Source organism: Streptomyces sp. NPDC048560, from assembly GCF_040650955.1.
GTDB lineage: Bacteria > Actinomycetota > Actinomycetes > Streptomycetales > Streptomycetaceae > Streptomyces.
This window is the reverse complement of record NZ_JBEZIJ010000003.1, coordinates 16,563-41,258: the sequence shown is the minus strand read 5'-3', so window position 1 is coordinate 41,258 and position 24,696 is coordinate 16,563. Positions and strand designations below refer to the sequence as shown.

General features: G+C 72.8%; 20 protein-coding genes. 7 read left to right on the top strand and 13 right to left on the bottom strand.

Annotated features, from left to right (window positions below; all coding sequences use genetic code 11):
• Nucleotides 1-15: 15 nt before the first annotated feature.
• From AB0C82_RS10190 to AB0C82_RS10165, 6 genes are all read right to left on the bottom strand, one after another.
• Nucleotides 16-321, bottom strand: a complete 306-nt coding sequence (locus AB0C82_RS10190; protein WP_362838518.1) for a 4a-hydroxytetrahydrobiopterin dehydratase — start codon at nt 319-321, stop codon at nt 16-18.
• 93 nt (nt 322-414) lie between these two features.
• Complete coding sequence (secD, locus tag AB0C82_RS10185) at nt 415-2,706, bottom strand: protein translocase subunit SecD (RefSeq protein WP_362838516.1); 2,292 nt, start codon at nt 2,704-2,706, stop codon at nt 415-417.
• Nucleotides 2,707-3,414: 708 nt separating this feature from the next.
• Nucleotides 3,415-4,257 (bottom strand): rod shape-determining protein, encoded by an 843-nt coding sequence (locus AB0C82_RS10180; RefSeq protein WP_362838513.1) that lies wholly within the window; start codon nt 4,255-4,257, stop codon nt 3,415-3,417.
• Nucleotides 4,258-4,389: 132 nt separating this feature from the next.
• Nucleotides 4,390-6,522: an NAD-dependent DNA ligase LigA gene (gene ligA, locus AB0C82_RS10175; protein ID WP_362838511.1), complete on the bottom strand. Its 2,133-nt coding sequence runs from the start codon at nt 6,520-6,522 to the stop codon at nt 4,390-4,392.
• Between the two features lie 61 nt (nt 6,523-6,583).
• A complete protein-coding gene (locus AB0C82_RS10170) occupies nt 6,584-8,719 on the bottom strand; it encodes a phage holin family protein (RefSeq protein WP_362838508.1) in 2,136 nt (711 codons plus the stop codon).
• Between the two features lie 93 nt (nt 8,720-8,812).
• Nucleotides 8,813-9,217: a hypothetical protein gene (locus tag AB0C82_RS10165; RefSeq protein WP_362838505.1), complete on the bottom strand. Its 405-nt coding sequence runs from the start codon at nt 9,215-9,217 to the stop codon at nt 8,813-8,815.
• Nucleotides 9,218-9,331: 114 nt separating this feature from the next.
• Here AB0C82_RS10165 and AB0C82_RS10160 point away from each other — a divergent pair, with 114 nt between their 5' ends.
• Both AB0C82_RS10160 and AB0C82_RS10155 read left to right on the top strand, forming a co-directional pair.
• A complete protein-coding gene (locus AB0C82_RS10160) occupies nt 9,332-10,108 on the top strand; it encodes an MBL fold metallo-hydrolase (RefSeq protein ID WP_362838502.1) in 777 nt (258 codons plus the stop codon).
• Nucleotides 10,105-10,749, top strand: a complete 645-nt coding sequence (locus AB0C82_RS10155) for a VTT domain-containing protein (protein ID WP_362839799.1) — start codon at nt 10,105-10,107, stop codon at nt 10,747-10,749. Before AB0C82_RS10160 ends, AB0C82_RS10155 begins: the two co-directional genes overlap by 4 nt.
• Here the strand turns inward: AB0C82_RS10155 and AB0C82_RS10150 are convergent.
• The 4 genes from AB0C82_RS10150 to AB0C82_RS10135 all read right to left on the bottom strand — a co-directional run bounded on the left by AB0C82_RS10150 (nt 10,743) and on the right by AB0C82_RS10135 (nt 14,772).
• Entirely contained in the window at nt 10,743-11,744 is a 1,002-nt protein-coding gene (locus AB0C82_RS10150) for an MBL fold metallo-hydrolase (RefSeq protein WP_362839797.1), read from the bottom strand. The two genes, AB0C82_RS10155 and AB0C82_RS10150, sit on opposite strands and share 7 nt — an antisense overlap.
• 36 nt (nt 11,745-11,780) lie before the next feature.
• Nucleotides 11,781-13,007 carry an aminotransferase class I/II-fold pyridoxal phosphate-dependent enzyme gene (locus AB0C82_RS10145; protein WP_362838499.1) on the bottom strand — a complete coding sequence of 409 codons (1,227 nt, stop codon included), beginning with the start codon at nt 13,005-13,007 and terminating at the stop codon, nt 11,781-11,783.
• 146 nt (nt 13,008-13,153) lie between these two features.
• A complete protein-coding gene (locus AB0C82_RS10140; protein ID WP_362838497.1) occupies nt 13,154-14,002 on the bottom strand; it encodes an SMP-30/gluconolactonase/LRE family protein in 849 nt (282 codons plus the stop codon).
• Nucleotides 13,999-14,772 (bottom strand): IclR family transcriptional regulator, encoded by a 774-nt coding sequence (locus AB0C82_RS10135; RefSeq protein WP_362838495.1) that lies wholly within the window; start codon nt 14,770-14,772, stop codon nt 13,999-14,001. Before AB0C82_RS10135 ends, AB0C82_RS10140 begins: the two co-directional genes overlap by 4 nt.
• 191 nt (nt 14,773-14,963) lie before the next feature.
• Here AB0C82_RS10135 and AB0C82_RS10130 point away from each other — a divergent pair, with 191 nt between their 5' ends.
• The 3 genes from AB0C82_RS10130 to AB0C82_RS10120 all read left to right on the top strand — a co-directional run bounded on the left by AB0C82_RS10130 (nt 14,964) and on the right by AB0C82_RS10120 (nt 17,771).
• Nucleotides 14,964-16,448: a phosphatase PAP2 family protein gene (locus AB0C82_RS10130; RefSeq protein ID WP_362838492.1), complete on the top strand. Its 1,485-nt coding sequence runs from the start codon at nt 14,964-14,966 to the stop codon at nt 16,446-16,448.
• Nucleotides 16,449-16,548: 100 nt separating this feature from the next.
• Complete coding sequence (locus AB0C82_RS10125) at nt 16,549-17,358, top strand: methyltransferase domain-containing protein (RefSeq protein ID WP_362838490.1); 810 nt, start codon at nt 16,549-16,551, stop codon at nt 17,356-17,358.
• 59 nt (nt 17,359-17,417) lie between these two features.
• Nucleotides 17,418-17,771 carry a VOC family protein gene (locus tag AB0C82_RS10120; protein ID WP_362838488.1) on the top strand — a complete coding sequence of 118 codons (354 nt, stop codon included), beginning with the start codon at nt 17,418-17,420 and terminating at the stop codon, nt 17,769-17,771.
• Nucleotides 17,772-17,924: 153 nt separating this feature from the next.
• Here the strand turns inward: AB0C82_RS10120 and AB0C82_RS10115 are convergent, their stop codons facing one another.
• On the bottom strand, nt 17,925-19,889 hold the full coding sequence (locus AB0C82_RS10115) for a DUF5107 domain-containing protein (RefSeq protein WP_362838486.1): 1,965 nt from the start codon (nt 19,887-19,889) through the stop codon (nt 17,925-17,927).
• A gap of 97 nt (nt 19,890-19,986) precedes the next feature.
• Nucleotides 19,987-20,883 (bottom strand): arginase family protein, encoded by an 897-nt coding sequence (locus AB0C82_RS10110; protein WP_362838483.1) that lies wholly within the window; start codon nt 20,881-20,883, stop codon nt 19,987-19,989.
• Between the two features lie 70 nt (nt 20,884-20,953).
• Between AB0C82_RS10110 and AB0C82_RS10105 the strand changes: the two genes are divergently transcribed.
• Nucleotides 20,954-21,298 (top strand): DUF6204 family protein, encoded by a 345-nt coding sequence (locus AB0C82_RS10105; protein ID WP_362838480.1) that lies wholly within the window; start codon nt 20,954-20,956, stop codon nt 21,296-21,298.
• 112 nt (nt 21,299-21,410) lie between these two features.
• Here the strand turns inward: AB0C82_RS10105 and AB0C82_RS10100 are convergent, their stop codons facing one another.
• Nucleotides 21,411-22,049, bottom strand: coding sequence for a LysE family translocator (locus AB0C82_RS10100; RefSeq protein WP_362838476.1), 639 nt, complete (start codon nt 22,047-22,049; stop codon nt 21,411-21,413).
• A gap of 233 nt (nt 22,050-22,282) precedes the next feature.
• On the opposite strand from AB0C82_RS10100, the gene AB0C82_RS10095 reads away from it, so the two are divergent.
• Nucleotides 22,283-24,661: a glycoside hydrolase family 95 protein gene (locus AB0C82_RS10095; protein WP_362838473.1), complete on the top strand. Its 2,379-nt coding sequence runs from the start codon at nt 22,283-22,285 to the stop codon at nt 24,659-24,661.
• Nucleotides 24,662-24,696 lie beyond the last annotated feature (35 nt).

Below are 24,696 nucleotides of genomic sequence, written 5' to 3'. Positions count from 1 at the left end.
GGCGCGGCGCCGGCCTCACCTGGCGTCGTGCGCGGAGGCGATGGCCTCCACACGCGTCGCCAGCGTCAGGTCCTTCCCGGTGACGGCGCCGCCCGCGGAGTGGGTGTTCACGGACAGGCCGACGGTGTTGTAGCCGAGGGTGAGGTCCGAGTGGTGACCGAGCTCCTCCTGGATCTGAGCGATGTGGACGGTCAGGGCGGCGGCGGCGAAGTGCGAGGGAAGCCGGTAGGAGCGGGCGATCCTGCTCCCCTCCAGCTTCCAGCCGGGCAGATCACCCAGCCGGGCCTCGATCTCTTCCTGCGACAGCGGTTCATCGGCCACGGCACGGCTCCCTACGGCGACGGGCGGCATCAGCAACTGCCCGTGACGTTACGGGGCCCGTGCGAGCCCCGCCGCGAGTGACACGGCCGCGCGTCACACCCTGGCTCCGTTGTCGAGCGGTCCTCGGCGCGCCGCCGGTGCGGTCCGCCGCCCGGACGCACGGACCGGCGGCGGGACCTTGCTGCTCCTTTCCAGTACGAGGGCCAGGGGTACGGCGGTGAGCACCGAGGAGTAGGTCCCCACGCAGACACCGATGAGCAGGGCCAGCGCGAAGTCGGCAAGGGAGTCGCCCCCGAGCACGGCGAGCGCGACGAGGATGAAGAGCGCGCCCATGCCGGTGTTGACCGTTCTGGGGACGGTCTGGAGCACAGCCCGGTCGGCGACGGTGGCGAGGGGCAGACCCCGGTTCCCCGCCCACAGCTCGCGTACCCGGTCGAAGACCACCACGGAGTCGTTGACGGAGTAGCCGATCACGGTGAGGAGGGCCGCCAGGAAGATGCCGTCGACGGTGCGTCCCAGCCAGGCGAACGCGCCGACGAGGATGACGAGGTCGTGGACCAGTGCCCCGACCGAGGCCACGGCGAAGGTCCAGCGGAACCGGACCGCCAGGTAGGCGAGTTGCACGGCGACGGCGACGGCCAGGGCGATCAGCGCATGGCGCCGCAGTTCCTCGCCGAGGCTGGGTCCGATCAGTTCGTCGCGCACCTTGACCGTCTCACCGCCCTCGGCGGCCAGCGCCGCACGGAGGGCGTGCTCGCCGTCGTTGTCGAGCTCTCCGGTGCGTACGGACAGGTCGCCCGCGCCCGCGGTGGTGACCTCCGCCTCACCGAATCCGGCGGCGGCGAGAGCGGTACGGGCGCTCTCCACGTCGACGGGCCGGCTCGTGGAGTACTCGACCAGCCTGCCCCCCGTGAACTCGACACCGAGACCCACCCCGCGCACGACGATGCCGAGCACGGCGAGCGCGACGAGTGCGGTGGAGAGCAGCAGCCACCGGCGCGGCGACGTGAAGAGCCGCCGGTCCCGGCGGGTCAGCCACGTCCGTACACGTCCGGGCGTGGCGATGCCGTTGACGCCCCGGTAGTCACTGACGAACCGTGACCGGGCGGCCGTCTCGGTGAGTGCGCGGGCGATGACGAGCGCGGAGAACATGGAGGCGAGGACGCCGATGCCGAGCGTGACGCCGAAGCCCTTGACGGGTCCGGAGCCCAGGAGGAAGAGGAGTCCCGCCGCGATGAGGGTGGTCACGTTCGAGTCGGCCACGGCACTGCGGGCGTTACGGAATCCGGCGGCGAGCGCGGTACGCAGGGTACGGCCGGGGCGCTCCGCGCACTCTTCGCGGGCCCGCTCGAACACAAGGACGTTGGCATCGACCGCCATCCCGATGGCGAGGACGAATCCGGCGAGACCGGGAAGCGTGAGCGTGACCCCGAGCGCGACGAGGGCGGCGTACGAGATGACGCCGTACGCGGCCAGTGCGACGGCGGCGAGCGCGCCGAAGAGCCGGTACACGAAGGTGATGAAGAGCGCGGTGGCCGAGGCCCCGATGAGAGCGGCGGCGACACTGGCGTCGATGGCCTGGGCGCCGAGCGTCGGGCCGACGGTCCGCTGTTCGACGACCTCGACCGGGACGGGCAGGGCGCCGCCCTTGACGAGGAGCGCGAGGTCGCGCGCCTCGTCGGCCGAGAAGGAGCCGGTGATGCGGGTCGAGGCGGACGGGATGCCCACGTCGCAGGCGACCGAGGGATCGACCTGCGGTGAGGAGATGACCTTCGTGTCCAGGACGATGGCCACCCGGCGCCGGTCGTCCTGGACGGGGTGGCAGGCCGCCTCACCGGTCAGCCCGGTCCAGTCGCGGGCGGCGTCCTTGTGGAAGGCGAGGTCCACGGTCCAGCCGGCGCCCTGCTGGGCGTCGAAGACGGCGGTGGCGTCCTTCACGCCCGCGCCGGTGAGTGCCGCGGGTCCCAGGGCGAGGAGACGGCCCCGCTCATCGGGCAGCGACGTCCCTCCCTTGTCACCGTCCGCTTCGGTGCCCGGCCCCCGCACGGCGTGGAAGGTGAGCTGGGCGGTGCGGCCGAGCACGTCGGCGGCCTTGCGCGGGTCCTGCACGTCGGGCAGTTCGACGATGATGCGGTTCTCGCCTGAGCGGGTCAGTGTCGGCTCGGACACGCCGAGGGAGTCGATGCGGTGGCGGAGCACCTCCAGCGTGCGGTCGGTGCTCTCCCGGTCCGCGACGGCGGTACCGGAGTCCTTGGCCTGGAGCACCATCCGGGTGCCTCCGCGCAGGTCCAGGCCGAGTGCGGGAGACATGGTCAGCGTGATGTACACGGACACGAGCAGTACGGCAGCAGCCAGAACCGCTCGCACCGTGGCGGCGCGAGTCATGGGAATCCTCCGAGGGGGCGCCGTCGCCCTCGTCTCAGCGAGGACGGTACGGCTGCGCTGTGGAACAGGTCCGGAGACCGGTCGGTGGACCGGCCTGACCTGCGGGAGGACCCCGTACGCCGGGCAGCGCGGCACAGGCGCTGTCGGGCACGCGGACGGGCGCACCGGCCGGACGCGGTCCGGTGGTGCGCGGTACGGCCGTACGGTGCGGGCCGGGCGGCAGCGCGTGGTGACCCGGAGTCCCGACGTACGGGGATGAGTGGGGGCGTTCGGTACCGGCGCGGGGCGGCCCGGTGGGATCACCGCTGGGCGCTCCGGCGCGCCGGGGTGTGGATGCCGCCGGGAGCGGGGGGCGTCGGGGTTCCTGGACGCCCGCCCCTGGGGTGCGCGGGCGGCGGGTGTCGTGAAGGTGGCCGGGCCGTGCGGTCCTGTCGGTGTGCTGGACCGGGGCGTGCGAGGAGGGTGCGCGGGCTGTGGACGACTGGGCTGCGGAGGACGGGGCTGCGGAGGACCGGCCGGTTGACGACTGGGCTGAGCCCGCTTCCGCGAGCGCGGGAAAAGCCGACGCTCCCGCCGCCGGGGCGCCGCCGATGAGCGCGAGGACCGTGAGGAGGAGTGCGGTCAGGAGGTGACAGGCAGCGTTCTCGGTCCGGGCGCGTGGCCTGCCCCCCGGGTGTGTGTTCCCCGGGGGCGTCCCCGGGAGGGGGGTCACCTCGGTAGGCCGGGAAGGGCGGGAGCAGCCGCGCCGGAGTGGTGCAGGACGGAGCCGAGTATCAGTCCGGCACCGCGCACGACCGCCGTCGACGGGTCGTCGGCGAGTCGGACGGGCACTCCGAGGCGGACCGCGATCCGGTTGGTGATGTCGGGGCGCAGGGCTCCGCCTCCGGCGAGCAGGGGTCCCCTGCGCAGGGCGCCACGGAGGGCCCCGTACCGGTCCTGCCGCCACATCGACATGATCATGTCCAGCACGCTCCGGACGACGATTCCGGGCACGGGGTCCGCCGCGGGGTCCGCCGTCAGGTCCGCCGAGGGACCCGCCACCGGGTCGCTGAGTCCGGTCTCGGCCTGGCGGGCATCCGCGACCGCCCCGTCGACGAGCAGGGTGACCTCGGTCAGCTCGGCACCCAGATCGATGACGAGCAGCGGACCGCTCCCCCGTGGATCCGCGTGCGCGGCGGCGGCCCTGGCGCTGTCGAGGACGACGATGCCGGCGGGCCCGAGGGCTGCGAGGAGTTCCGTCGCCGCCCTCCGGTGCCCGGCTCCGGCCAGGACGGGGTGGCTGAGCACGATCACGGTGTCGCTGCGGTCGGGTCCCAGCGCCGCGTCGGCGATGCGGCCGAGCAGCCGGCCGCAGGACTCGGGATCGGTGATCCGCCCGCGCCGTACGGGACGCCCCGAGGCGTCCTCCGGCAGCGGGTCGAGGACGATGCCGCGCCCCGGAACCCAGGCACGGGTCCGTGAGCTGCCGAGGTCGATGGCGAGCCCGCGCGTGGCCCTGGGGTGCCTGCGGAACGGGCGGCCGTGTCGCCGACCCTCGCGCAAAGAACTCATCGCCCCTCACCCCTGGCCCGCCACCGCAGCCGTCCACGCACCGATGACCCGCTGATAGCGAGGCATGACCGATCCCTCACTATGCAATACCGGGGAGGAGAACGCCACTTCCTCGGAGAATCAAAGGAGCACTCACTCGGGCCCGGTCTCTCCCCCCGGGGCCCCGGCCTCAGACTCCGTGACCAGAAACGCTTCCACCAGCTCGGCGAACTCGTCGGGCGCCGTGATCCGCACGCCGAGGTCCTCCGCCTTCGTGCGCTTGGACCCGGCCTTCTCCCCCGCGACCAGGAGGCTCGTCCGCTTGGAGACACTGGACGACGACTTGCCGCCGGCCCGCTCGATCAGTTCGTTCATCTGGTTGCGGGACAGCTTCTCCAGCGGGCCCGTCATGGCACCGGTGACGACCACGGTCATCCCGTCGAGAGGCAGCTCCGGCCGCGCTTCGGCGCCCGCTTCGGCGTCCTGCGCCGTCCCCCGCTCCGGCGGCGGCGTCGCACCGGGCTCCGTCATGTTGACACCGGCACCCACCAGCTTCGCGATCAGCGGGGCGAGCTCCGCCAGCTCCACGACCACACCGGCCGCCTTCTCCTTGCCGATGCCGTCGACCAGCTGCAGCGTCTCGGCGTCGGCGGCGACGATCCGGTCCATCGTGGCGAAGTACCGGGCGATACGCCGGGACATGGAGCGGCCCGTGCCGCGTACTCCGAGGGCGCAGAACACCCGGGACAGCGGACGGCTGCGGGCGGTCCCGATGGCGGCGAGCAGATTGTCCGTGGAGGTCTCGCCCATCCGGTCCAGGGCGAGCAGCTGCTCGCGTTCCAGGGTGAACAGGTCGGCGAAGTCGGCGACCAGACCCGCGTCGACGAGCTGGACGACGCGGGTGGAACCGAGACCCTCGATGTCGAGCTGGTCGCGCCCCGCCGCGTACGAGATGGAGGCGACCAGGCGGCAGTTGCGTCCGCGCGTGCACCGCCAGCGCTGCTCGCTCGTGTCGATCTCGGAGCCGCACTGCGGGCACGTCTGCGGGAACTCGATTGGCTGTTCGTCACCGGTCCGCAGGTGGGCGACGGGCGCCTCGATACGGGGGATGATGTCGCCGGCCTTGTAGACCATCACCTGGTCGCCCAGGCGCAGATCACGCCGGGTGATGTCCGCCGGATTGTGCAGCGTCGCGAAACTGACGGTCGATCCGTCGATCTCGACCGGCTCCAGGACGGCACGCGGCGCGATGATGCCCGTACGCCCGACATTCCACTCGACGCCCAGGAGCCGGGTGACCTTCTCGACGGCCGGCAGCTTGTACGCGATGGCCCAGCGGGGGGCCCGCGTGCCTGACCCCGCCTCCCGCTGGTCGTCGGCCAGGTCCGCCTTGATCACGATGCCGTCGATACCGAACGGCAACGAGGCGCGCAGCGCGGCGACCTCCTCGACCCTGGCCTGCACCTCCTCGGCCGTGGTGACGGTGCGCGGCGCCACGGCCGTGTCCGCCGCCGTGTGCACACCGAGCCCGGCGACGTACGCGAGGACCTCGCTGTGCGGGAGTTCGCCCAGGATGGCGGTCAGGTCGCCGGAGTCGGCCAGCGGGAGCGCGCCGTAGGCGAAGAACGTCATCTCGACGCGGTAGGGCCGGTCCTTGGCCCGGAGCGTGCCCGCCGCCCCGTTGCGCGGGTTGGCGAAGGGCGCGCCGCCGTGCTCCGTACGCACCGCGTTGGCCTGTTCGAACTGCTCGTTGGTCATGAGGACCTCGCCGCGCACCTCGATGGTCACCGGCGAGCCGAGCTGCTCGGGCAGACCCATGACGGTGCCGATGGCGTGCGACACGTCCTCGCCCGCGGTGCCGTCGCCCCGGGTGATCAGCCGGTCGAGACGGCCCTCGTGGTAGCGCGCGGCGACGGCCAGTCCGTCGAGCTTCGGCTCCACGCTCCAGGCGGCGACGGGTCTGCCGATCCGCCGCTCCAGCGACGCCGTCCAGGTGACGAACTGCTCGGCGGAGAACACGTTGTCCAGCGAGAGCATGGGCACGGTGTGCGGTACGTCCCCGACGGCGGCGCCACCCGCGACCTTGCCCGTGGGCGACGCCGCCAGCAACTCCTGCGGGTGCTCGGCCTCGTAGGCGGCGATCCCCCGCACCAGACGGTCGTACGCGTCGTCGTCGAGCGTGCTCTCGCCCGAGGCGTAGTACGCGGCGGCGGCCTGCGCGGCCTGGTCGACAGCGGCGGCGTACGCGGGCGCGTCGGCGAGCACAACAGCTGAGTTCGTCGTCATGCCCCCATCCTGCCGCCCACCACTGACAATGCCCCGGGCCGCCCGCCGGACGCCCCGTCCGTCAGCCCGGTGCGCCGGGCACGGTGTCGCCCGCGGGCGGCCGTCGCCCCTCCTCGGCGGAAGCCGGCAGGCCGTCCGCGGCCAGCGGAACCTGCGGTCCGGACGCCTCGCGCAGCCAGCACGCGAGCACGCGGTGCACGGACTCGGCACCCACCAGCTCCTCCTTCGCCCCCACGGCTGCCAGGGGGTCGGTCATTCCGGCGGGCCAGAGCAGGAAGGGCCGCGACTGCTCTCCGCCCAGCCCGCCGTGCGAGCCGATCTGTTCCTCGAAGGCGTGCACGTGCCCCGTGCGGGGCTCGTACATCGAGTTGACCATGACATCTGCGACATGCGGAAAGGTGTCCGTGCGCCGCACCGCGTCCGCCGCGCCGGGACCGAACACGCCGAGCGGGCCTTCGCCGTCCGTCAGTTCCGCAACGGGGATCTCGAAGCCGGAACCCAGCACGACGGATCCGTGCTCCTCGCTGCGCACGAGCAGGAAGCCGACGCCCGGATGGCCGGCCAGTGTCCCCAGCAGCGCCGGGTGGCGGCGGTCGATCTCCTCGCGCGAGGCACGTCCCGCGATGTCCGGGAAGGACAGCAGCCCCAGGTTGCCCGAGGCGAGTACGACCGGATCGGAGCGTTTGGCGGGGTGTTCGGCCTCCCCCGCCTCGACGGGCCTGTGCAGGGCGATCCGGACCGCGGCACGCGCCTCCGAGCCACTCCTCGTACGCTGTGCCCGTCGGGGCACGGGCAGCCCGCAGCCCGCCCGCACGAGGTCCTTCAGGGTCAGCCCGTACTTCCCCGCGAAGGTCTCGCCGGGGCTCTGGCCGTGGTCGGAGAGCAGGACGATCCGATAGGTGCGCGGTGCCTGGTCGGCGACCTTGGTGATGAGGGCGAGGGAGCGGTCGAGCCGTTCGAGGACCTTCTCCGCGTCGCGGCTGTGCGGCCCCGAGTGGTGCGCGACCTCGTCGTAGGCGACGAGGTCGGCGTAGACGGCGGTCCGTCCGGCGAACATGTCGCCGATGACCGCGGCGACCACCACGTCGCGCTCGATGACGGTCGCGAAGGCCCTGATGAACGGATAGAGCCCGCCGCGCTTGATGCGGGGCCTGTCCTTCCGCACGCGTGCGCGTGTCGACTGGCCGATCTCCCGGCCGACCTCGGCGACGAAGGAGAGCGCGGTCCGCACGGCGTTGGCGGGGTCGGAGAAGTAGGCGAAGTACCCCGCGCGGGAGCGGCGCCCCTTGCCGCGCCGGGCGGCCATCGACAGCACCAGGGCGAGCTGGTCGGCTCCGCCGCTGAAGAGGTTTCCGCGGCTCGCCCCGTCGACGGTGAGCAGCCCGCCGTCGTGGGTGCGGGCGATGGCGCGCCGCTGGAGTTCGAGTGCGCTCGCGGGCCTGCTGGAGACCATGACGGTGCCGGTCTCCTTCTCGTACCACCGGAAGGCGGGCACGTCGTGGTTGCTGCCGTGCAGGATCGCCAGCTGGCTGGCGCCCGTCTGGCTCGACCAGTCCGTGTACCAGGGCATCACCCGGTGGCCCGTGCCGCCGGTCAGCCACCGCTCGACGGTCGGCATCAGCCCGTCGGCCGCGGCCTTCGTCAGTACGTCGTGGCCGACCCCGTCGAGCTGGATGAACACGGTTCCCGGCGGGCCGCCGCGGCCGCCGTCCGCGGTACCCGCCGTGCCTCTGCGGCGGCGGCGCCGGTCGGCGAGGCGGGAGAGCCTGCGCCGGTAGGCGTCGTCGTCCCGGACCGCGAGGGCGGTGGACGTCGCGGAGGCCACGGCCGACATCACCGCGGCCACGACGACCGCGGTCTCCGGGTCGGCGGCTCCGCGCCCGTCCGGGATGAGGCGCAGGGCGATCAGCAGCAGGGAACCGTTGAGGAAGAAGACCAGCGCGCCCAGGACCAGGGCGGGTACGACGAGCAGCGCCCTCACGAGCACGGGCCAGACCAGTGCGGAGAGGAGACCGAACGCGCCCGCGCCCCAGGCGGCGGTGAACGCGGTCTTGGTGATGGTGTCGCCGTTGTCCGACTGGAGCTGGAACTCGGGCAGGATGCCGGCGAGCGCCAGCATCGTCAGGGTGGAGACCGCCCAGACCGCCAGCACCCGCATCAGGGCTCTGCCCGTCGTACGCCATCGCGCGTCTCTCACGCCGTCCACCTCACGTCCGGGCCCTGTCGTCCCAAGGCCCGCGACCAGCCTTTCACAGCGGGCCGGGCAGGCTCCGAGCCCCGCCGGGCCCGGTCAGCAGCCGTCGTACCCGGCAGTCGGCATGGAGAGCCTGCGGTGGACGCCCGCCTTCGAACGGGCGGTGTACACCGGCTCCTCGAAACCGGCCAGTTCCAGCCGTACGCCGCGCCGCTCGCACTCCGCGGTGAAGGCCGGCACCGAGGCCAGCGCCTGCGCGAGGATCCGGCTGTTGGGCGCCACGAACAGGTCGACCTCACCCCCGTCGACGTCCGCCCACAGGGCGCGGTGGTCCGACCGCAGCCGGTGGGCGCGCAGCTGCCGGGTCACGACGTACCCCTGATCGGCCGCCCAGCGGGCGCACAGGGCCTGCTGACTGCGGGTGTCCACGAGGAACGGGTCGCCGTCGAGCTCTTCCAGCGGCGTGAGACTGGCGATGGCCGCCACCCGTACACGGTTCATGACCGGCTCCCCCGAACGCAGAGTCTGTCCGCGAGCGTACCGGTAACCGTCCGTAGCGTCCCCTGCCCGCACGAAAGGCCCTAGGCTCGGTGGGAACGAGCGAGGAGGCGTCGCGTGCCGGTGGAGATCACCTGGTGGGGTCATGCCACGTGCACGATCGAGGACTCGGGGGTGCGGGTGCTGACCGATCCCCTCTTCGTGCGGCGCTTCGCGCATCTGCGCCGGCGTCGCGGCGCGGTCCCGCCGCCGGAGGCGGCCGCCGCCGAGCTCGTACTCGTCTCGCATCTGCACTCCGACCACCTCCATCTGCCGTCCCTGGCGCGGCTGACCCAGGGCAGCCGGCTGCTCGTGCCCGCGGGTGCGGTGCGGGCCGTGCCGGGGTTGCGGGTGCTGCGACGGGTACGGGGGCTGCACATCACCGAGGTCGAGGCGGGGGACGAGGTGAAGGTGGGCGGCCTCCGGGTGCGGGCCGTCCCCGCCCGGCACGACGGGCGCCGGCTGCCCGTCGGGCCGCACCGCTCACCGGCGCTCGGTTACGTGGTCGAGGGCGAGGCGCGTACGTACTTCGCCGGGGACACCGGCCTCTTCGACGGGATGGCCGAGGCGGTCGGCGAGGTCGACGTGGCGCTGTTGCCGGTCGGCGGCTGGGGCCCGTGGCTGGGCCACAACCACCTGGACGCCACCCGCGCCGCCGAGGCGCTGACCCGGCTCGGGCCCCGCTCGGCCGTGCCCGTGCACTACGGCACGTACTGGCCGGTGGGGATGGACGGCATCCGGCCGCACGAGTTCCACGCGCCCGGGGAGGAGTTCGTGCGGCACGCGGCGCGGCTGGCCCCCGAGGTGACGGTGCACCGGCTGGAGCACGGTGAGCGTGTGCGGCCCACGTGGTGATCGCGGAGGTGGTCCGGCTGCTCCCGGACGAGTCTGCCCAGCAGGCCGCCGGATACCCGACGCTGTTCCTCCTGGTGGCGCTGGGATCGTTGGTTCCGGTGATTCCGACGGGGGCCCTGGTGAGCTCGGCGGCCGTGGTCGCGTTCCATCAGACGGCACCGTTCTCCCTGCTCATCGTGTTCGCGGTGGCGTCGGCCGCCGCGTTCCTCGGCGACATATGCCTGTACTGGCTGGGCCAGCGCGGGACGCGCTCCAAGAACGGCTCGAAGTGGCTGCGGGCCCTCAGCGACCGGGCGGCCCCCGAGCGGCTCGCGCAGGCGCAGAAGAAGCTGGATGAGCACGGTGGGACGGTCCTGGTGCTCTCCCGGCTGGTTCCGGCGGGTCGGATTCCCGTGATGCTGGCGTGCCTGCTCGGCCGGATGCCGCTCCGCAGGTTCGCCCGCGGGGACGTCCCGGCGTGCCTCGCCTGGGCCGCGACGTACCAGCTGATCGGGATCCTGGGCGGCTCGCTGTTTCCCGAGCCGTGGCAGGGCGTGGTCGCGGCCGTGGGCCTGACCCTGCTGATCAGTGCGGCACCGGCGGTGTGGCGCGGGCTGCGGGCCCGGTTCGGACACCGGCCGGGTGACGCGGCCGGTCAGTGAGCGAACACCCGCGAGCCGCCGATCGGCAGGTCCCAGAGCCGGTCACGTGCGTGTCCGGCCCGCTGCCACTCGGTACGCAGCCGGGTGAGCGGTTCCAGGACCGGCTCGGCGGAGAGCAGGAACGTCGCCCAGTGCATCGGCGCCATCGCCCGGGCCCCGAGGTCCTCGTACGCGCGCACGGCGTCCTCCGGGTCGGTGTGCACGTCGCGGAGCCACCAGCGCGGTTCGTACGCCCCGATCGGCAGCATCGCCAGATCGAGCCCGGGGTGGCGGCGGCCGATCTCCTTGAACCAGTGCCCGTAGCCGGTGTCCCCTGCGAAGTAGATCCGCTGCCCGCCGTCCCGGTCGCCGAGCACCCAGCCGCCCCAGAGGGACCGGCAGGTGTCGGTCAGCGTCCGCTTGGACCAGTGGTGCGAGGGCACGAAGTCGAAGCGGACGCCTCTGAGCTCCGCCGACTCCCACCAGTCCAGCTCGGTGACGCAGCTGAAGCGGCGGCGCCTGCACCACGCCCCGAGGCCCGCGGGGACGAACAGCGGGGTGTCCCTCGGGAGCCTGCGCAGGGTGGGGGCGTCGAGGTGGTCGTAGTGGTTGTGGCTGATGACCACCGCGTCGACGGGCGGAAGTTCCTCCCACCGGACGCCGACGGGAGTGATCCTCGCCGGGGTGCCGAGTATGCGGCGCGACCACACCGGATCGGTGAGGACCGTGAGCCCGCCGATGCGCACGATCCAGCTGGCGTGACCGGCCCAGGTCACCGCGCTCGTACGGCTGTCCGTCACAGGCAGCGGCGCGGGGGCGAACGGCAGCCGGTGGATGCCGCGCAGCCCTTCGGCGTTGGGCCTGATCGCACGCTCACGGGCCAGCCGTGTCATGCCCCTGACGCCGGGCAGAGGTGTGGTCAGGCGGTCGGCGAACGTCCGGGGCCAGACGCGGACCTCACCCAGCGGGCGTGTCGCGGTCGCACCGTCGGGCGCCGTGGTCCCGGCCTTCTCCATGGGGCGTTGCGTCTGTTCCGTCATCGAACGGCTCCTTCACCGGAGTTCGTCGAGGGCGCCCGCGAACCTGCTCAGCGCCTGCGCGACGTGCGGCAACTTCAGGGGTTCCACCGCGGTGAGGGACTCCATCTCCTCCTCCTTGGTCGAGCCGAGCAGCGGTCCTGTGCCCAGCCGCACCCGCAACGCGCCCAGTTCGTCCCCGAACCGGTGACCTCCGGGCGTCGGGGCGCCGAGCCTCCGCGTGAGGTACTCCTCCAGTTCCATGGAGTCCGTCACGCCGCGCGCCGCGAGCCGGGAGCGGAGCGGGCCGAGGTCCGCGTACAGGTGCCGGCCCGCCTGCGGGGGTCGGGCCAGGGCGCCCGCCGTGAGCACGGCGCGGTGGGCGGCGGCGGCCACGGCAGCGTGCAGATCCGCGGCCTGCCGCATCCTCACCATGACGGCCTCCGGCTCGCGCAGTGCGTGGGCGGCCGCCGGGGCCACGGGCCCGGCGACGAGGGCGCCGAGCGCGGTGAGGACGTCGAGCGTGCGGGCGCGGCATGCGGCGGCCCGGTCGGTGGCCGGGAACCGGGCGACCGCCACCGGCCAGGCGGCCGGCGTCAGCGCGCCCGCCAGGTCGGAGAGCACCGTGACGTCGTCGGGGCACATCTCGGCCGGGCTGAGCAGGACCGTGTCCTGCGGCCTGTGCAGGGTGTCGCGCCAGGTCTCGTCGCTGATGATGTGCAGCCCCTCGCCCACCGCCGCCTCGCATGCCTCGCGGACGAGCTCGGGCGGGGCGACTGTGGCCGTCGGGTCGTCGACCACGGAGAGCAGCAGGAGCTTCGGCGTGCCGCCCTCGGCACGCACCCTGCGGACCGTTTCCAGCAGGGCGAACGGATCGGGGATGCCGCCGCACTCGGCGGGGGTCGGCACATGGTAGGCGGGGCGGCCCAGGAGACGCGCCTGCGGTGTCCAGGAGGCGGGGCAGGGGCGCGGCATGAGGACGTCGCCGCCGTGCGCGGCGATCAGGGAGAGCAGCAGGGGCTGGGCGCCGGGGGCGGCGGCGATCGCCTCGGGTGCCGTGTGAAGACCTCGGCGTGCCCAGTAGGCACCGGCCGCCTCACGCAGGACGCGTCCGCCACCGGGCGGCTCGGGGTGGGTACGGGCGGCGGCGGCGGCCAGTACGGCGGCGAGTTCCGGGAGCACGGGGAGGCCGGGGTCGGGGGCGGGCGGACCGTACCGGACGGGTCCGTGGTCCTCCCGCTGATCACGCTCGGTCCCCTGCATCGGGCCTCCATCCGCCGGCGGTCCCTGCTATCGCCCTCACGGCCCTTTATACGGAGGTTTCCCCCTCCGCGCCCGCGCACGCGTACGGCCGTTCGTGGGTCCCGCCGAGCGGGTTCCCGCTCGGCGGGACCCCGCGCGCTCGACGCTCAGCCCGCGAACGCCGTGCCCGGCAGCCCTCGCCCCACGTCCGGGAGGACGAGCAGCGATCCCGACAGCGGGTGCGGCGCCACAAGACCCGTACGGGCCGTCGAGACGTACAGGTCACGCAGGCCGGGTCCACCGAACGCGCAGGCCGTCGGCCGTCGTACGGGCAGCACGAACGTCCGGTCCAGTCGCCCGTCGGGCGTGTACCGCCGTACCGCCCCGCCGTCCCAGAGCGCGACCCACACAGCTCCCTCCGCGTCGACCGTCAGCCCGTCCGGCAGACCCGCCCCCGGCTCGATCGTGGCGAAGGGCCGCCGGTAGACGGCCCGGTTCCCGAGGAAGTCGAGGATGTCGATGCGTCTCGTGGCCGAGTCGATGTAGTACATGTGCCGGCCGTCCGGGCTCCACCCGGTCCCGTTGCTGCACCCGACGACGCCCAGCGCGTCCTGCGCCGTGCCGTCGCCGGTGACCCGCGTCAGGCTGCCGCCGGTCTCGTCCTCGTCGTAGAGCATGGTCCCCGCCCACAGCGCGCCGTCCGGCGCCACCGCCGCGTCGTTGCCGCGCCGCCCCGGGACGGGCTCGTGGACCAGCCAGGAGAACGCGCCATCGGCGTCGTACAGGCCGATGCCGTCGCGGAGGTTCACGACCAGCCCGCCACCCGCTCGCGGCTTCGCCGCTCCGACGTGCTGCTCGGTCGCCATGACCGTGCGGCGGCCCGTTCCGGGGGTGTACGTGTGGACGCGCGAGCCGAGGATGTCGACCCATATGAGACGGTCGGCCGCGGCATCCCAGGTGGGCCCTTCGCCGAGTGCCGCCTGTTCCCTTACGGCTATCTCGACGCCGGAGGTCATGCCTGCGCCTTGCGGTGTCCGAGGCGGGCGGAGAGCGCGTCGGCGCCGCCCACGGCGAGCCGTGCCAGTTCCGCTTCGCGCTCCTCGGTCCAGCGGATCATGGGGACGGAGATGGAGAGCGCGGCGACGACGTGGCCCGCCCGGTTCCGTACGGGCGCGGCCACACAGCTCACGTCCGGATTGGACTCACGGTGCTCGACCGCGATGCCGCGCGTGCGTACGGCGGCGAGCGCGGACCGCAGCTCCGCCGCGTCGGTGACGCTGTTCGCCGTCATCGCGACGAGTTCGCGGCCGTCGAGGCGGGCGTCGAGCTCGGCCTCGGGCAGGGCGGCGAGGAGGAGCTTGCCCACGGACGTGCAGTGGGCGGGCAGTTTCCGGCCCGCCGCGGAGACCATGCGGACGGCGTGCGTGGAGTCCACCTTGGCGATGTAGATGACCTCGGTGTCCTCGAGGATGGCCACGTGGACCGTCTCCCCGCAGCTCTCGGCGACCTCGCGGGCCACCTGCTGCCCCTCGGCGGCCAGATCGAGCTGCTCGGCGTACCGGCTGCCGAGCTGGTACGTCCGTACGCCCAGCCGGTAGCGGCCGGGCTGCTCCGGGATGGTCACCAGGTAGGAGCGGGCGGCGAGAGTGGTGAGCAGTTCGTGCACGGTGGTGCGCGGCAGCTGAAGCTTGCGGGTGACCTCAGGGGCCGAGAGGGTTCCGTCACCCTGGAGGAAGAGTTCCAGTACATCCAGCGCCCGGGTCACCGCTGGGACGAGTCGTCCCATGTTCTCCCACCCATTTCGTTTGTTCGACACTCCGGTCAATGACCGGAATCACGAACGCAGGCTAGCCGCAGCAAACTTACCGGGGCAACGGCGAGGACCGAACTCGTTCACCCGGGGTGCCCTCCGAGGTTGTGCCGCCCCGCGTGCGCGCCTCCTGGTTCGAGCCGGCACAACAGGGTATTCGCTGTCCCATGCCTTCATTCCGAACCGGTTCCGCCACCCGTCCCGCAGCCTGGCTGCGCCGACGCGACCTCGCCGTCTTCGAGAGCGTGGCCGGCCGGCACTGGCCGGGCGCGGAGCCGCTGCTGCCCCGGCTGAGCCGCAGCGCGAACCACGGGCTGCTCTGGTTCGGGGCCGCGGCCGGGATGGCCGCACTCGGCGGCAGCCCGCGGGCCCGCCGCGCGGCGCTGCGCGGGATCGCCTCGCTGGCCGTCGCCTCGGCCGCGATCAACACCGTGGGCAAGGGCGCCGTGCGGCGGGACCGGCCGGTACTGGACGCGGTGCCGGTGATACGACGGCTGAAGCGCCAGCCGTTCACCACCTCCTTCCCCTCCGGACATGCCGCGTCCGCCGCCGCGTTCGCCACGGGCGTCGCCCTGGAGTCGAAGGGCTGGGGCGCGGCCGTCGCACCGGTCGCGGCGGCGGTCATCGCGTCGCGGGTCTACACCGGGGTGCACTATCCGAGCGACGTGCTGGCCGGTGCGGCGCTCGGCGCCGGGGCGGCCTTCGCGCTGCGCGGGGTCGTACCGACGCGCGGCCAGCTGCCCGCACCGGGAAGACCGCCGGCCGACGCGCCCGTGATGCCCACCGGGGAGGGGCTTGTCGTCGTCGTCAACCGGGAGTCGGGGTCGGCGACAGCCGCAGCCTCGCTCCTGCGTGACTCGCTGCCGCTCGCGGAGGTGGTGGAGTGCGCGCCCGCCGATCTGCGCGGGGCGCTGGAAGAGGCGGCCGGACGGTGTCTGGCACTGGGGGTCTGCGGGGGTGACGGGACGATCAACAGCGCGGCGGCCGTGGCGGCCACGCGCAAGCTGCCCCTGGCCGTGTTCCCCGGCGGCACACTGAACCACTTCGCCTACGACCTGGGCATCGAGACCGTGCAGGACACGGCCTCCGCGGTCGCGTCCGGCAGCGCCGTCAGGGTGGACCTGGGCCGCATCCGGCCCGGACCGGAGGGGCGGGACGGGTATTTCGTCAACGCGTTCAGTCTCGGCGTCTACCCGGAGCTCGTACGGACCCGGGAGCACTGGTCGCCGCGCATCGGGGGCTGGCCCGCGGGGGTGCTCGCGGCGGTCGAGGCACTGCGCGGCACGAGCCCGCTGGAGGCCGAACTGCAGGGCCGCCGACGCCGGTTGTGGCTGGTGTTCGCCGGCAACGGGACGTTCACGCGGATGGGACCGATGCCGGGCCGCCGCCACAACCTGGCGGACGGGCTGCTGGACGTGCGGGTGGTGCACGGGGGCCGCACACCGGGCCTGCGGCTGCTGGCGGCGGCGCTGGCGGGTCCGCTGACCCGCTCGCCCGTTCACGCGGCGGTGCGGCGGCGCCGTGTCCGGCTCACCGGCCTGGCACCGGGCACCCCGTACGCGTACGACGGTGAAGTGGCGCACTCGGGGACGGAGTTGATGATCGACAAGCTGCCGGAGGCGCTCACGGTCTACTGCCCGATGACCGCATGACCGCATGACCGCATGGTGAGATGTGTATCTCATCATGCGACATCAGGAAGTAGCGTGTCCTCACCTGCTGCCGAAGTGCTTCCAGAGAGGACGTGCGGTCATGTCCAAGGAGACGGCCGTCTACACCCATGGCCACCACGAGTCCGTACTGCGGTCGCACCGCTGGCGGACCGCGGTCAACTCGGCCGGATATCTGATCGGTGAACTCCGGCCAGGAATGGCGGTGTTGGACGTCGGATGCGGGCCCGGCACCATCACGGCCGACCTGGCGGCCCTGGTCGCGCCCGGCCGGGTGACCGCGGTCGACATCACGGACGACATCCTCGGCCCCGCCGCGGAGGTCGCCGCCGAGCGGGGCCTGGACAACGTGGAGTTCGCGACGGCCGACGTGCACGCCCTGGACTTCCCCGACGACTCCTTCGACATCGTCCACGCCCATCAGGTCCTCCAGCATGTGGGCGATCCTGTCCGCGCGCTGAGCGAGATGCGCCGGGTGTGCAGGCCGGGCGGCCTCGTCGCGGCGCGCGACAGCGACTACGCCGCGATGACCTGGTTCCCGGAGACCCCCGGCCTGACGGAGTGGCAGGACCTGTACGGGCGGGTGGCCCGTGCCAACGGCGGCGAGCCCGACGCGGGACGGCGGCTGCTCTCCTGGGCGAGGCGGGCCGGGTTCACCGACATCACGCCGACCGCGGCCGCATGGTGTTTCGCCACGCCGGAGAGCCGCGCCTGGTGGAGCGGTCTGTGGGCCGACCGTACGACGGCCTCCGTGTACGCGAAACTGACGGTGGAGGGCGGCCACGCCGGCGCGGCGCAGCTGACCGCGGCGGCCGCCGCATGGCGCACCTGGGGCGAGCAGGACGACGCGTGGTTCATGGTGCCGCACGGCGAGATCCTCTGCCGCGTCTGAGGTGCCGGCCCGGCAGGAATGGATCACATGCGGCGGGGCTGCCAACTACCCTTGTGCGCATGGAAATCCTCGGAACCACGCTGCGTATCTGCGTCGACGACCTGGACGCATCGGCGGCCTTCTACGAAGGCCTCACGGGCGCCCCGGCGCTGCGCTTCGAGCGCGGCGGGGTCTCGGTCGCCGCGATCAGCTGCTTTCTCCTGATGAGCGGTCCGGAATCGGAGCTGGAGGTGCTGCGCAAGGTTTCGGCGACGATCGCGGTCAAGGACGTCGACGAGGCCCACGCGGCACTCACCCGGGTGGGCGCCAGGATCGTCGCCGGTCCGGTGCCGACCCCGGCCGGACGCAATCTGATCGCCCTGCACCCCGACGGCTCGGTCTTCGAGTACGTGGACCGCAAGACGGCCGTCTGACGGGTCAGCTCCCCGGGAACGAGTGCGCCGGTACCTCGTAGGCCAGTGCGTGCGGGCCGGCAGCCGTCCAGGTGGACGGCTGCCGGCCCGCGGTGTTCCCGCACCGACTGACCCGCGCCTTGCACGACTGGGGATGCCGCACCCGGCCGGTGATCAGTGTTCCGGGCGCATCCGGTGGTTGTACGCGTCCGGGAGCGGATCGTCGGTGACCGCCTTCCAGAGCTCGCCCAGGATCTCGGCGCCTTCGCGTAGGTCGGCGACCTCGAAGCCGGAGTCGAAGAGGGCGCGGACGGCGGCCGTGTCGCCTTCGGCGAGCAGGATGCGAGCCTCCAGGAGGCGGAAGCGGCCACGGTCGCGAAGGGCGGGAGGCAGGGCGGACCAGGTGCGACGGGCGGACTCCGTTCTTTCCGCGGCCAGTTGGGCCTCGATCGTCTCGCGGGCCAGGGCGTCCGTCGCGGCGGCCCAGGTCTCGCCGCCCGGCTGGGCGTGGAGATCGTCGAACGCCTCGCCGTAGTGGTCGGCGGCCCGGCCGGTCTGGCCGCTGTCCTTGGCCGCGACGGCGAGGCAGCGCAGGAGGGGCCAGCGGGGCCGGGCGTTCGGCAGCCCGCGTTCCCAGCTGCGGACGGCCTGGGCCCGGTCGTCGGCGTGCCACTGGGCGACACCGAGGTGGTATTCGGTGAGGGGGTCGGCGGGGGCCGTCTCCAGCATGTCGCGCCAGTGCGGGGAGACGAGGGAGGGGCCGGGCGGAGTCGCGGCGTCCGGCTCCGGGAAGGTGCCGGAGCGCAGCAACTCCAGCCACGGGGCCTGCTGCGGGCCGAGGGTGGACTCGGGGAACGGGGTGCCGGGGAGTTCGTATCCGGCCCGCTGGACTTCGAGGGCTCCCCAGCCGGAGCCGGTGGCGAGTGTTTCACCCGGTTCGGTGTCGGCGCAGGCGTGCCACGCCTCGTAGGCGGCTTCGACGGCTTCGCGCGGCAGGGCGCGCTCCAGCCTCTCCCCGGCCTCGGCCCGGGCCCGGACCCAGTCCGCTCCGTGCACGGTCGCCGGGTCCGTGGAGAGGGGGCCGTACGACTCCAGCCAGCTGAACTCGCCGCCCGGTTCGAGCGGGATGTGCTCCAGCTGGGTGCGGGCGAGACCGGCCTGTATCTCCGCGTAGCCGCCGGTGCCCGGCTCGGTCAGCCAGTCCTGCCAGCGGCGTCCGCCGGGACCGCTCCCCCACAGGAAGAGCTTGCGGCCGCGCAGCAGATCCGTGGACGTCTGGACGAGTCCGTCGCCGTCCTCGTCGAGGGACGCGATCCAGCGGCGGACCCCGTCGGGGACCTCGTAGAAGTAGTTGGCGGGGTGTTCGCTGCGCAGAGGGTACGTACGGTCGATGCCGCCGTTCTCCGGGACGGGGACGCGGCTCAGCGTCCGCTCGTAACCGAAGTGCCATGCCTCGTCGACGGGGGCCAGGACACGGGTCCCCTCGCTCTCGGGGACGGCGATGTTGGACCACCAGTAGACGGGGGCGGGGTGCTCGTGCGGGTTGCGGACGCGGACGCCGACGTGCAGGAACTCGGAGTCGTCGGGGAGCCACAGGTCCACCTGGAAGGGCAGGTCGCGCAGCCGCTCCCACTCCCAGAGCCGGACCATGGTGCCGCCGCCGGGGGCGGGAACGAGGGCCGCGTGGACCGGGGCGCAGGAGAGAGTGGTGTGGCCGGTGGCGCCGATGTTCCACTCGATGCCGCCGGAGAACCAGGCCCCGTTGAGCGCGAACGCCGCGGGCTGGAGGACCGGGTTGCGGTAGAGCAGCTCGCGGCCGGTCGGCTTGTGGTGCAGGGAGTGGACGCGGCCGCCGAGACCGGGCAGGACGGTGACGCGCAGCAGGTCGTTCTCGATGACGATGGTGTCCAGGGCGGTGGGGGTGCGTTCGCGCCCGTAGCCGTCCAGGATGCGCGTCGGCAGGACAGTGCGCAGCGGTTCGTGGCCCAGTTGCCGTGCCATGTCTCGGGGCAGACCGGCCCGTTCGCGGTCGTCGAGCGCGTGCGGTTCGTCGAGCGGCCGCAGGGCGGGCAGCGGGTTCTCCGGGCCCAACGGTGCTGCGGGCAGGTTCAGTACGGCACGTCGTACGGTCGTGGCCAAGACAACCTCGCTCCCTCGCGCGGGCCGCCGCAGGTCCGGGCGCCCCCCCGATGACCATGGAACACGCTGGACGCCTCCCGGACCAGGGGCGCAGCCGTCAGTCTTCGGAAAAGGCCCCGACGACGAGGTCGGCGAGGAGGGTGCCCGCGGTCCCGTCCGGGTCGAGGTCGGGGTCGTAGACGGTGATGTTCATGCCGACGCACCGGGACGAACCGACCAGGGTCCGCAGGAGGGGCGCGAGTTCCTCGGGGAGCAGTCCGCCGTCGTCGGGGCTGTCGACGGCGGGCATCACACTCGGGTCGAGCACGTCGGCGTCGAGGTGGACCCAGAATCCGTCCAGCTCGGGAATCTCCAGGGTTTCGACGACGGCGGCGGCGAGTGCGTCGGCGCCCCAGGTCCGGATGTCCCCGACCGTGGCGTTGGGGATCTTCAGGGCGGTCATCTCGGCACGGTCCTCGTCGTGGTCCCTCATCCCGAACAGCCGGACGTCCTCGTCCCTGAGGTACGGGCGCAGCCCTTCCAGGTCGCTGAGGTCGGACTGTCCGCGTCCGGTGGCGATGGCCAGTTCCTCGCCGGCGGCGGCGCCGACGCGGGTGTCGTTGCCGAGGTGGCGGAAGTCCGCGGAGCCGTCGACGGCGGCCAGTCCGTAACGACCGATGCGGCGCAGGGCGAGGGAGGCCCCGAGCTGGATGGAGCAGTCGCCGCCGAGCACGAGGGGGAACTCCCCGGCCCGGACGTGCTGTTCGACGCGGTCGGCGAGCGTACGGGTGTACGTGGCGATGGCGGCGGCGTTGAAGACACCGTCCCCCTCCTGCCAGTCACCCCGGTCGTAGCGAGGCGGTACGACGACACCGCCTTCGAACGCGCCGAGCCGCTGCACGATCCGCCGCTCGCGCAGCGCGCCCGCCAGCTTGTAGCAGCCGGGCACGGTCCCGGGCGCCGGCGGCCGCAGCCCCAGGTTGGAAGGCGCGTCGACGACCACGATATTCCGCATGTCTCGCATCCTCGTCGTCGTAGCCTGCTCCCCGCAAGACAGTGGAGACCGCGAGAGGGTGGCACAGGGAATGAGCACGCAGCACACGTACCGGGTGATCGTGCGGGGGACGTGGGAGGGGCTCACGGAGGAGGCACGGACCCGGCTGCTGTCCGAGGTCGATCAGCACGGCCTGACGGCGATGCAGTTCAGCGAGGAGGGCTCACTGACCTACGACGCCGCTCTGAAGCACTTCAGCTTCCGCTACGTGGTGGTGTCGGACGCGGGGGACGGCGAGGAGATGGCTGGGGCGATCGCCGAGGACCGTGCCAAGACGGAGCTCAGGGACCGGGGATGCGGCCACGGTGCGCTGCGCTCGACCGTGACGGACATGGACACCATGAAGATCAACTACAAGGGGCGCCGGGGGGCTTGACCCGCGTGACCTCGCGCCGGTCCTACGCCGGTGGAGGGACGGGACGAACGCCCTGGCCTGCGCCCGTGGAACCTGGGCGTGGGCGCGGGTCGGGGTGCCGCGGCCCGGCCCTTCAGTCCTTGCGGCCGGTCGCCGCGACGGTGACGCCGAGGCCGATCATGGTGAGGCCGCCGACGCCTCCGATCAGCGACAGCCGTCGCGGCGAGCGCGCGAACCAGGTCCGCGTGGTGGCCGCGACCAGGCCCCACACGCTGTCCGATGCCAGCGCGATGACGTTGAAGACCACGCCGAGCAGGAGCATCTGGGCGGTGACGTGGCCCTGGTCCCGGTCGACGAACTGAGGCAGCACGGCGGCGAAGAAGACCATGGTCTTGGGGTTGGCCACGCCGACCACGAAGCCCTCCCCCAGGGTGCGCAGGCTCCCGTGCGCGGGGCCGTCTCCGGTGAACGCGGCATGGAGCGAGACGCGTTGCCGTACCGCCTTGATCCCCAGGTACACCAGGTACGCGGCGCCGACGAGCTTCAGCACCGTGAAGGCGAGGACGGACCGCTCCACCAGGGAGCCGACGCCCAGCGCCACGGCGACCACGAGCGCGTACGCGCCCAGTGTGTTTCCGACGACGGTGGTCAGCGCGGCACGGCGTCCCTGCGCCAGCGCCCGCCCGATCACGAACAGCACACTGGGGCCGGGGATCACGATCAGCAGGAACGACATGGCCGCGAACGCCATGAGTCGGTCGGTAGACACCATGCACGGCATGTAAGCACGGATGGCACCGAGGCCTGAAGCTGTTTTCTCCGCGGGCCCAGGCGCGGGGTGTTCAAGGCGCACACACACCCTCATCCGATGTCTCGCCGCGTAGACGCGGAACTTCGGCGTCTATTGCCGTGTCGGCGCCACACTTCTAAGGTTCACGTCATGAGTCATCCGATCTCTGGCTGCGAGCCATGAGGTCCACGACAAGCAAAGACGAGGGACCGTTCATGTCACGCACCCACTCCGTCGCCGGGCGGACGCTCCGCTACGACATTCCCGCCACGGACTGGGAGCGGGAAGCGCTGCCCATCGGCAACGGCGCCCTGGGGGCCATGGTCTTCGGCGGTGTCGCCCGCGAGCGGATCCAGCTCAACGAGAAGTCGCTGTGGACCGGCGGGCCCGGCAGCAAGGAGGGGTACGCCCACGGGAACTGGCCCGGACCCCGGCCGGACGCGATCGCCGAGGTGCGGCGGATCATCGACGGTGACGGGGCCATGGACCCCGAGGACGTGGCACGGCGGCTCGGCAACGCCGCGTATGCGAACACGGACGGCATCCCCGGCTTCGGCAATTACCAGAACTTCGGCGAACTCGTCCTCGATGTGCCGGACGCGCCCACCTCCCCGGCCGGCTACCGGCGCTGTCTCGACGTAGGGCGGGCCCTGGCCACCGTCACGTACGTGGACGAGAACGAGGACGGGACCGGGTCCGGCGGTGGCGGTGAAGTCCGGTTCCGGCGTGAGTACTTCGCCAGCCACCCCGCCCAGGTCGTCGTCGGCCGCCTCACCGCCGACCGGCCCGGCCGGATCTCCTTCACGCTGAGCTTCGCCGCCGCCCAGGAGGGGGCGGTCGTGACCGCCGAGGACGGGCGGCTGCTGATACGGGGCGTCCTCGCCGACAACGGTCTCGTCCACGAGGGCCAGGTGCGGGTCCTCCATCACGGCGGGACCAGGACCGACGGCAACGGCCGGATCACGGTGACGGGTGCGGACAGCGCGACCTTCGTCCTCGCCGCCGGGACCGACTACGCCGACGGCTACCCGGAGTACCGGGGCGCCGACCCGCACACGCGCGTGACCGGCCTCGTGGACCGGGCGGCCGCACGGCCGTACGAGGAGCTGCGGTCCGCCCATATCGCCGACCACCGCGCGTTGTTCGACCGGGTGCGGCTGGATATCGGCGGGCGGATGCCGGACCTGCCCACGGACCGGCTGCTCGGCTCGTACACCGGCGGCGACTCCCCCGCCGACCGCGCACTGGAGTCCCTCTACTTCGCCTACGGGAGGTACCTGCTGATCGCCTCCTCACGGCCGGGCTCGCTGCCCGCGAATCTCCAGGGCGTGTGGAACGACTCCAACACCCCTGCCTGGTGCGGGGACTACCACACCAACATCAACATCCAGATGAACTACTGGCCGGCCGAGCCGACCCATCTGGCGGAGACCGCGCAGCCGTACCAGCGCTTCATCGAGCAGCTGCGCGAACCGGGGCGCAGGACCGCCGCCGAGATGTTCGGCACGGAGGGCTGGGTGGTCCACCAGAACACCAACTCCTTCGGCTTCACCGGTGTGCACGACTGGCCCACGTCCTTCTGGATGCCCGAGGCCAACGGCTGGCTGGTCCAACAGCTGTACGAGCACTACCTGTTCCACCAGGACGCGGACTTCCTGCGGACACACGCCTACCCCGCGATGAAGGAGGCGGCGCGCTTCTGGCTGGCGAACCTGCACATGGATCCGCGCGACTCCGCCCTGGTGGTCTCCCCCAGTTACTCTCCCGAGCAGGGAGCGTTCACGGCGGGCGCCTCGATCTCCCAGCAGATCGTGTTCGACCTGCTGACGAACACGCTCGAAGCCGCCGAACTCGTCGATGACGAGGCCGGGTTCAGATCCGAGCTGTCAGCGGCCCTCCACTCGTTGGACCCGGGCCTGCGGATCGGTTCCTGGGGGCAGCTCCAGGAGTGGAAGGCCGACCTCGACGACCCGGCCGACACCCACCGGCACGCCTCGCACCTCTTCGCCCTGCACCCCGGCCGGCAGATCGAGCGCGGTACTGCCTTCGCCGAGGCGGCCAGGGTCTCGCTCACGTCGCGCGGCGACGGCGGAACCGGCTGGTCCAAGGCATGGAAGATCAATTTCTGGGCCCGGCTGGGGGACGGCGACCACGCCGCGAAGATGCTCACCGAACAGCTGACGTCCAGCACCCTGCCGAACCTCTGGGACACCCATCCGCCGTTCCAGATCGACGGCAACTTCGGTGCCACGGCCGGAATCGCGGAGATGCTGCTGCAGAGCCACAGCCGTACCGGCGTCGTGGACGTCCTGCCCGCACTTCCCGCGCGCTGGGCAGAGGCCGGTTCGTACGAGGGCCTGCGCGCCCGGGGCGACTTCACCGTGGGCGCGTCCTGGCGGCGGGGCGCGCCGACGGAGATCCGGATCGCGTCCGGCAGCGGCGTCACGGCGAAGCTCCGCAGCCCGCTCTTCGCCGTGGCCTTCCACGTCGAGCGGTCCGGGGGCGGGTCCGACGACCACGCCGTGCGGGACGGCGTGCTGGTCCTGCCCACGCGCGCGGGTGAGGAGTACCGGATCACCGCCCCGGCCGTGTAAGCCGTCCCCTGCCGGTTCGCACCGTCACTCCGCGA